Below are 7,015 nucleotides of genomic sequence, written 5' to 3'. Positions count from 1 at the left end.
GGCAACGGCCGCGCGCCGGTCAGCCGCTCGGTCTTGGTCTTCACCTTGACCTCGTCGCCCTTGTCGTGCCGGGTGGTCAGCTCGACCGAGCGGCCCGCCGCGACCACCACGTCGGCGGCGGCGAACCGGTCGCCACCGGGACCGGCGGTGAGCACGGAGTGCAGCAGCAGCCCGCTGCCGGAGATCAACGCGACGGCCAGGAACGCCGTCAGGAACGTGCCCGCGAACGCGCCGACGCGTCGCCGCACGCTCGCCACCGCCAGCTTGGCGATCACCTGGTCAGCTCCGTCATCCGGGCCGCGACCCGCTCGGCGGTGGGCGCGGCCAGCTCGCCCGCGAGCCGGCCGTCCGCGAGGAACACCACGCGGTCCGCCCACGCCGCCGCGGCCGGGTCGTGGGTCACCATCACGACGGTCGCCGCGTGGGCGTCCACGAACCCGCGCAGCAGCGCCAGCACCTCACGCCCGGTGGACAGGTCGAGCGCGCCGGTCGGCTCGTCACCGAAGACCACCTCCGGTCGACCGGCCAGCGCCCGCGCCAGCGCCACCCGCTGCTGCTGGCCGCCGGACAGCTCACCGGGCCGCGACCGCTCCCGCCCGGCGAGCCCGACCCGCGCCAGCACCTCGCGCGCCCACGCCTTGTCCGGTCGCGTCCCCGCGAACCGCTGCGGCAGCAGCACGTTGTCCCACACCGACAACGCGTCCACGAGGTTGAACGACTGGAACACGAAGCCCACGTGCCGCCGCCGCACGGCGGTGAGCTTGGGCTCGCGCAGCGCGCCGACGTCCTGCCCGGCCAGCACCACCCGCCCACCGGTGGGCACGTCGAGGCCGGCCGCGCAGTGCAGCAGCGTCGACTTGCCCGACCCGGACGGCCCCATGACCGCCGTGAACGACCCGCGCGCGAACCCGACCGTCACCTCGTCGAGCGCGCGCACCCGCCCCGCGTACACCTTCGTCAACCCGGTCAACGAGACGACGTCCGCCGCCACGACCTGTGATCCCCGCACCGCAACCATGCCGAGGACTCTTCCGCCGGACGGCCCGCGAACCCACCGTGCGGGCGCGGGTCCGCGGGGTATGGCTGTCCCTACCCGTCGACGGTGAGGCCGTGCTCGTAGGCGTAGATCACGGCGTGCACGCGGGTGCGCAGGCCGAGCTTGGCGAGGATGCGGGCCACGTGCGTCTTCACCGTGCCCTCCTCGATGGTCAGGGCGGCGGCGATCTCGCCGTTGCTCAGCCCGCGCACGACGTGGGCCAGCACCTCGCGCTCGCGCGGGGTGAGCCGGTCGAGGTCGGGGGACGCGGGCCGGGGGGACAGCCGGGCGAAGCGGGAGATGAGCCGTCCGGTGACCCTCGGGTCGATCAGCCCGCGGCCCTCGTGCAGGCCGCGCACGGCGTCCAGGAGCAGCGCCGGGTCGCTGTCCTTGAGCAGGAACCCGGCGGCGCCCGCGGCCAGCGCGCCGAACAGGTACTCGTCCAGGTCGAACGTGGTCAGCGCGAGGATGCGGGGCGCGGGGTCGGTCGCGGTGAGGCGGGTGATGGCGGCGATGCCGTCGCCGTGCGGCATCCGCAGGTCCATCACGACCACGTCGGGACGGCGGGTCAGCGCGAGGTGGACCGCGTCCGCGCCGGTGGCGGCCTCACCGACCACCTCGATGTCCGGCTCACCGCCGAGGACCATCCGCAGCGCGTCCCGCACCGGTTCCTGGTCGTCGGCCACGAGCACCCGGATGGCCACTACGTCGTCCTCCCCGTCGGCAGTTCGGCCCGCACCCGCCACCCGCGCGGCCCGTCCGGTCCGACCGTGAGCGTGCCACCGACCAGCCGCACCCGTTCCCTCATGCCGCGGATGCCCTGCCCCTCCAGGTGGGGCCGGTCGACGGCCGGTCCGTCGTCGACCACCGTCACGACCAACCGGTCCCGCTCCCGGTGCAGCGTGACGTCGATCGCGGTGGCCGTCGAGTGCCGGGCGGCGTTGGTCAGCGCTTCCTGCACCACCCGGAACGCGGTGTGGTCGACGGCGGGCGGCAGCGGGGTGGCCGGGCCGGACCGCCGCACCGCGATGCGGCGGTCCGCGCCGGACAGCCGCGCGGCCAACCGGTCCAGCCCGGCCGACCCGACGCCGGCCGGGACGTCCCGCAACGCGGTCAGCAGCTCCCGCACCTCGTCCAGCGCGGACCGCGACAGGTCCGCGATCGTGCCCAGCGCCCGGTCCGCGATCGGCGGCGTCCCGTCCAGCGCCCGCCGGGTGGCGGTGGCCTGCATCCGGATCGCGGTCAGGTGGTGGCCGACGCTGTCGTGCACGTCGCGGGCGAGCCGGGCCCGTTCCTCGGCCAGCACCCGGTCCGCCTCCGCGCGCCGCACCCGCAGGGTCTGGTCCACCCGCTCGCGGTGCAGCCGCATCGCGTACCCCGTCGTCACCGGTGCGACGCCCATGACGACCAGGTCGGTGATCGTGAAGACCTGGACCGGGCTGCCGGCGATCACGGCGCTGACCAGGACCCAGCAGCCCGACGCGGTCAGCACCACCGCCGGACCGCGTTCGCGGTGGTAGACGGCCGCGCAGAAGGTGCCCATCGTGACCAGCATCCCCGGCCACGAGGGCAGGAACCCCAGACCGCCGAGCCCGACCACCGCGGACAGCACCGCCGCCGTCAGCGGCAGCGTGCGCCTCAGCAGCAACGGCAGGCTGACGCAGAGGCTGGACCCGATCAGCAGCGGCAGCCCCGCGCGCGGGTAACCCCGCCCCTCCCAGACCGTGAGCAGCACCAGCACCGCCGTGACGCCCACGACGAGCAGGACTTCCCGGACGTGTCGCATGACCGCCATCGTCTACGCGGCCCCGCAGGCCGTGCCCTCGGGTGGGAGCGCGCCGGTGGTCAGGTAGCGGTGCACGTGCTCCCGGACGCACGGGTGGCCGGTGAGGTACAGCGCGTGGCTGCCGACGGCCGGCAGGTAGCGGGCGTTCCCGAGCTGCGCCGCGACGCGCCGGGCGTCCTGCGGCGGGGTGGTGCCGTCGTGCTCGCCGCTCGCGACCAGGATCGGCGGCAGGCCCCGGACGTCGATCGGCCGCGGCGGGTACGTGCCGGTGTCGGGCAGCCCGGCGCAGTGGTAGGCCATCGGCCACGTCGCGACCCACCCGATGTGGGGCGTGACCTCGCGCAGGTCCGACTCCCACGACTTGAGCACCCGGTAGTCGGAGGGGTAGGGGAAGTCGGCGCAGAACGCGATCCGCGACAGGTCGGGGTCGCGCCCGCCGGTCGGTTGCCGGGCGAACAGCGTGGCGTCGCCGTCGTGCGCCTCGGCGACGGCCCTGGCCAGGTCGGGCCACTCGTCCTCGTAGCCGGGGTTCGTGCGCGACACGATCCGGGAGGCGGTGACGGTGGTGTGCTCGCCGGGCGCGGGGATCGGCTCACGCGTGGCGCGGGCGAGCACCTCGTCCCACGTCGTCAGGACGTCACGGCCGTGCAGCGCGCACGTCGGCTCGGCGGCGCACCACTCCGCGAACCGGACCATGTTGCGCTCCGTGGTCCGCGCGCGCGGCAGGAGCCAGTCCGCCCAGGAGCGGGTGGTGTGGTCGAGCACGCTGTCCAGGTACATCCGGCCGACCCGCCGCGGGTGGAGCCGGGCGTAGGCCTGGCCGAACACCGTGCCGTAGGAGTTGCCGTAGTAGTTCAGCCTCCGCTCGCCCAACGCGGACCGGATCGCGTCCATGTCGTGCGCGACCTGCCGCGAGTCCAGGTGGCCCGCCAGCGGCCCGGCGGCGCGACCGCAGTCGACGCCGAACCGGTGGTTCGCGGTGCGGTAGCGCTCGTAGGCGGCCTGGTCGGGCGAGGCCCACTCGAGGTTCTCGGGCAGCGGGGCCGGCTCCGGGCAGGTGATCCCGGCGCTCGCCTCGAAACCGCGCGGGTCGGAGACGACGACGTCGAACCACCGGGTCAGGTCGGTGAACGCGCTCTTCACGACGCGCAGCACGGAGATCTGCTGCGCCGGCCCGCCGAGGTTGACCAGCAGCACGCCCTTCTTCGCCGCCTGGTCCTGCGCGGGCAGCTTCGCGAGGCCGAGCCGCACCCGCGCGCCGCCCGGCCGGTCCCAGTCCGCGGGAACGGTGATCCCGCCGCACTGCAACCCGTCACCGCAGTCCACCCACGACAGCGCGCGCCCGCCGGCGTGCGAGACGCCCGGCGCGACGGTGAGCGCGGTGAGCAGGCTGACCGCGCCCACCACGCCCTTGATCGTTTTCCTCATGCCACCAGCGTGGTGGGCCGGCACCCGGCGGCGCGTCCGCCTTTCGACAGATCCTGCCGGGTCACCTCACCGTGGGGTGGCCGTTCGGCTCGTCGGCGGCGAACACGGCGACCTGCGGCAGGTCGTGGCCCAGCCGGTCGCGCTTCGCGGTCAGGTAGCCGATGTTGTGCGGGTTGGGCCGCACCAGGTGCGGCACCCGGGCCACCACCCGGATGCCGTTGTCCTCCAACGCCTGGATCTTGTCCGGGTTGTTGGACATCAACCGCACGGACGTGACGCCCAGGTGCTTGAGGATGCGCGCGGCCGGGGTGTAGTCCCGCACGTCGACCGGGAGCCCCAGCGTGGTCGCGGAGTCCAGCGTGTCCAGGCCCTGCTCGTCCTGCAGCACGTGGGTGCGCACCTTGTCCACCAAGCCGATCCCGCGCCCCTCGTGGCCGCGCAGGTAGATCAGGACGCCGCCGCCCTCGGCGACGATCCGGTCCAGCGCCGCGTCCAGCTGGTCGCCGCACTCGCAGCGCATCGCGCCGAAGATGTCACCGGTCATGCACTCCGAGTGCACGCGCACGAGCACGCCGTCCCGCGACTCCGCCCCGCCGTGGACCAACGCCATGTGCTCGTGCCCGTCGGCCCGGAACGCGACCGCGCGGAACGTGCCGCGCCGCGTGACCAGATCGGACTCCGCGACGTCCTGGTTCTTGAAGGCTTCCTCGTGCATGCGGCTCCCTCGTCACCCCGACACCGGTCCGGGCGTTCACTACGCTCGGTCGGTAGTTGCACCGTAGCTCGCTCACTCCACGGAGGTCACCCTGTTCAGCATCACCGTTCGCGACCACGTGATGGTCGCCCACAGCTTCCGCGGCGAGGTCTTCGGCCCGGCACAACGCCTGCACGGGGCGACGTTCGTGGTGGACGCGCGGTTCAAGCGGGCCGAGCTCGACGCCGACGACATCGTGGTCGACATCGGACTGGCGACCGAGCGGCTGCGCGCCGTGCTCGGTGAGCTCAACTACCGCAACCTGGACGACGAGCCCGCGTTCGCCGGGGTCAACACGTCGACCGAGTTCCTGGCCAAGCACGTCGCGGACCGGCTCGCGGACGCCGTCCACGCCGGTGAGCTCGGCGAAGGCGCGCGGGGACTGGCCGCGATCGAGGTCACGCTGCACGAGTCGCACGTCGCGTGGGCGAGCTACGAACGCGCGCTGTGACGCTCCACTTCGTCCTGCCCGGCGGCGTGGACGACCCGGCCTCGCCCAGCGGCGGCAACGTCTACGACCGCCGTGCGATCCAGGGCCTGCGGTCGCTGGGGACGGAGGTGCGCGAGGTCGTCGTGCCGGGCGCGTGGCCGGAGCCGGGGGACGCCGCCCGCGAGGAGCTGGGCCGGGCGCTGGCCGCGATCGGTGACGGCGCGGTCGTGCTGCTCGACGGGCTGGTGGCGTGCGGTGTGCCCGAGGTCGTGACGCCGCACGCAGGCCGGTTGCGGCTGGTCGTCCTGGTGCACCTGCCGCTGGCCGACGAGACGGGCCTGCCGCCGGCCGTCGCGGCACGGCTGGACGCCGCCGAGCGGGAGTGCCTGCGCGCCGCGGACGCCGTCGTGGCGACCAGCCCGTGGGCCGCACGTCGGCTCGCCGGGCACCACGGGCTGCGCGAGGTCCACGTCGTCACGCCCGGCACCGACCCCGCGCCGCCGGCCACCGGCACGGACGGCGCGTCCCGGCTGCTGTGCGTCGCGTCGGTGACCCCGCGCAAGGGCCACGACGTGCTGGTGGAGGCCCTGGCGACGGTGGCCGACCTGCCGTGGACGTGCGCGTTCGTCGGCCCGGAGCGGTCGGGGTCGGTGCGCGGGCTGGTCGACCGGCGCGGGCTGCGCGACCGGGTCGAGCTGGTCGGCCCCCTCACCGGCGAGCCGCTGGCCCGCGCGTACGCGACCGCCGACCTGTTCGTGCTGCCGTCGCGGGCCGAGACCTACGGCATGGTGGTGACCGAGGCGCTGGCGCGCGGCGTGCCGGTGGTGGCGAGCTCCGTGCCGGACGCCCTCGGTGACGGCGGCCTGCTCCTGCCCGCCGGCGACGTGGCGGCGCTCGCGGGCGCGCTGCGGCGCTGGTTCACCGACGAGGCCTGGCGACGTGACCTGCGCGGGCGCGCGCTGGGCCGCCGTGGTGAGCTGTCCACATGGGACGCGACGGTGGCGGACCTGGCCGGTGTCCTGGCTAGTCTGCGGCCATGAGCACCTTCGCACCGGAATGGCTGTCCCTGCGCGAGAAGGCCGACGCGGAGGCCCGCGCGCTCGACCTCGTCGACCGGCTCAACAAGATCGATCTGAACCGGACCCCCCTCGTGGTGCGTGATCTCGGGTGTGGAACGGGATCGTTGGGACGATGGCTCTCCGGGCGGTTGGGCGGTCCGCAGCACTGGGTGCTGCACGACCGCGACCCCCGGCTGCTCAGCATCGCGGCGGCGACGATGAGCGGCGTCACGATCGAGACGCACGAGGGCGACCTCACCGCGCTCACCGCCGCCGACCTGGCCGGGACGTCGCTGGTCGCCGCGTCGGCGCTGCTCGACCTGCTGACGGCCGACGAGGTGGACGGGCTGGCCGGCGCGTGCGTCGGCGCGGGGTGCCCGGCGCTGTTCACGCTGTCCGTGACCGGGCGGGTGGAGTTCGACCCGGCCGAGCCGCTGGACGCCGACTTCGAGGCCGCGTTCAACGCCCACCAGCGGCGGGCCGTGGACGGTCGCCGGCTGCTCGGGCCGGACGCCGCCGAGGC

The 7,015-nt window shown here is 74.8% G+C and carries 8 protein-coding genes and 1 pseudogene; 3 read left to right on the top strand and 6 right to left on the bottom strand.

Features of this window, described 5'->3' with window-relative positions:
• The 6 genes and pseudogenes from AB0G02_RS24645 to ribA all read right to left on the bottom strand — a co-directional run.
• Window positions 1–275 (bottom strand): annotated as a pseudogene (locus tag AB0G02_RS24645) (ABC transporter permease); the annotation flags it as partial.
• Complete coding sequence (locus tag AB0G02_RS24640) at window positions 272–1,018, bottom strand: ABC transporter ATP-binding protein (RefSeq protein WP_360797824.1); 747 nt, start codon at window positions 1,016–1,018, stop codon at window positions 272–274. The gene AB0G02_RS24640 and the pseudogene AB0G02_RS24645, both read right to left, overlap by 4 nt.
• 71 nt (window positions 1,019–1,089) lie before the next feature.
• Entirely contained in the window at window positions 1,090–1,740 is a 651-nt protein-coding gene (locus tag AB0G02_RS24635; protein WP_360797823.1) for a response regulator transcription factor, read from the bottom strand.
• Entirely contained in the window at window positions 1,740–2,822 is a 1,083-nt protein-coding gene (locus AB0G02_RS24630; protein ID WP_360797822.1) for a sensor histidine kinase, read from the bottom strand. The genes AB0G02_RS24635 and AB0G02_RS24630 overlap by 1 nt, the downstream gene beginning before the upstream one ends.
• Before the next feature lie 12 nt (window positions 2,823–2,834).
• Window positions 2,835–4,250, bottom strand: coding sequence for an alpha/beta fold hydrolase (locus AB0G02_RS24625; protein WP_360797821.1), 1,416 nt, complete (start codon window positions 4,248–4,250; stop codon window positions 2,835–2,837).
• A 61-nt stretch (window positions 4,251–4,311) separates the two neighbouring features.
• Window positions 4,312–4,965, bottom strand: coding sequence for a GTP cyclohydrolase II (ribA, locus tag AB0G02_RS24620; RefSeq protein WP_360797820.1), 654 nt, complete (start codon window positions 4,963–4,965; stop codon window positions 4,312–4,314).
• Between the two features lie 91 nt (window positions 4,966–5,056).
• Here ribA and AB0G02_RS24615 point away from each other — a divergent pair, with 91 nt between their 5' ends.
• From AB0G02_RS24615 to AB0G02_RS24605, 3 genes are all read left to right on the top strand, one after another.
• Window positions 5,057–5,455 (top strand): 6-carboxytetrahydropterin synthase, encoded by a 399-nt coding sequence (locus tag AB0G02_RS24615; RefSeq protein ID WP_360797825.1) that lies wholly within the window; start codon window positions 5,057–5,059, stop codon window positions 5,453–5,455.
• Window positions 5,452–6,474, top strand: coding sequence for a glycosyltransferase family 4 protein (locus AB0G02_RS24610; RefSeq protein ID WP_360797819.1), 1,023 nt, complete (start codon window positions 5,452–5,454; stop codon window positions 6,472–6,474). The genes AB0G02_RS24615 and AB0G02_RS24610 overlap by 4 nt, the downstream gene beginning before the upstream one ends.
• A partial coding sequence (locus tag AB0G02_RS24605) for a class I SAM-dependent methyltransferase (RefSeq protein ID WP_360797818.1) occupies window positions 6,471–7,015 on the top strand: 545 nt, incomplete at its 3' end. The genes AB0G02_RS24610 and AB0G02_RS24605, both read left to right, overlap by 4 nt.

The sequence above is a fragment of the Actinosynnema sp. NPDC023658 genome (genome assembly GCF_040639995.1).
Classification (GTDB): domain Bacteria; phylum Actinomycetota; class Actinomycetes; order Mycobacteriales; family Pseudonocardiaceae; genus Actinosynnema.
This window is presented reverse-complemented; position numbering and strand designations above follow the sequence as displayed.

Bases quoted from the DNA above. Each gene is read 5' to 3' on its own strand.
- ribA (WP_360797820.1), bottom strand. From the start codon at position 4,965: ATGCACGAGGAAGCCTTCAAGAACCAGGACGTCGCGGAGTCCGATCTG.
- AB0G02_RS24630 (WP_360797822.1), bottom strand. From the start codon at position 2,822: ATGCGACACGTCCGGGAAGTCCTGCTCGTCGTGGGCGTCACGGCGGTG.
- AB0G02_RS24625 (WP_360797821.1), bottom strand. From the start codon at position 4,250: ATGAGGAAAACGATCAAGGGCGTGGTGGGCGCGGTCAGCCTGCTCACC.
- AB0G02_RS24640 (WP_360797824.1), bottom strand. From the start codon at position 1,018: ATGGTTGCGGTGCGGGGATCACAGGTCGTGGCGGCGGACGTCGTCTCG.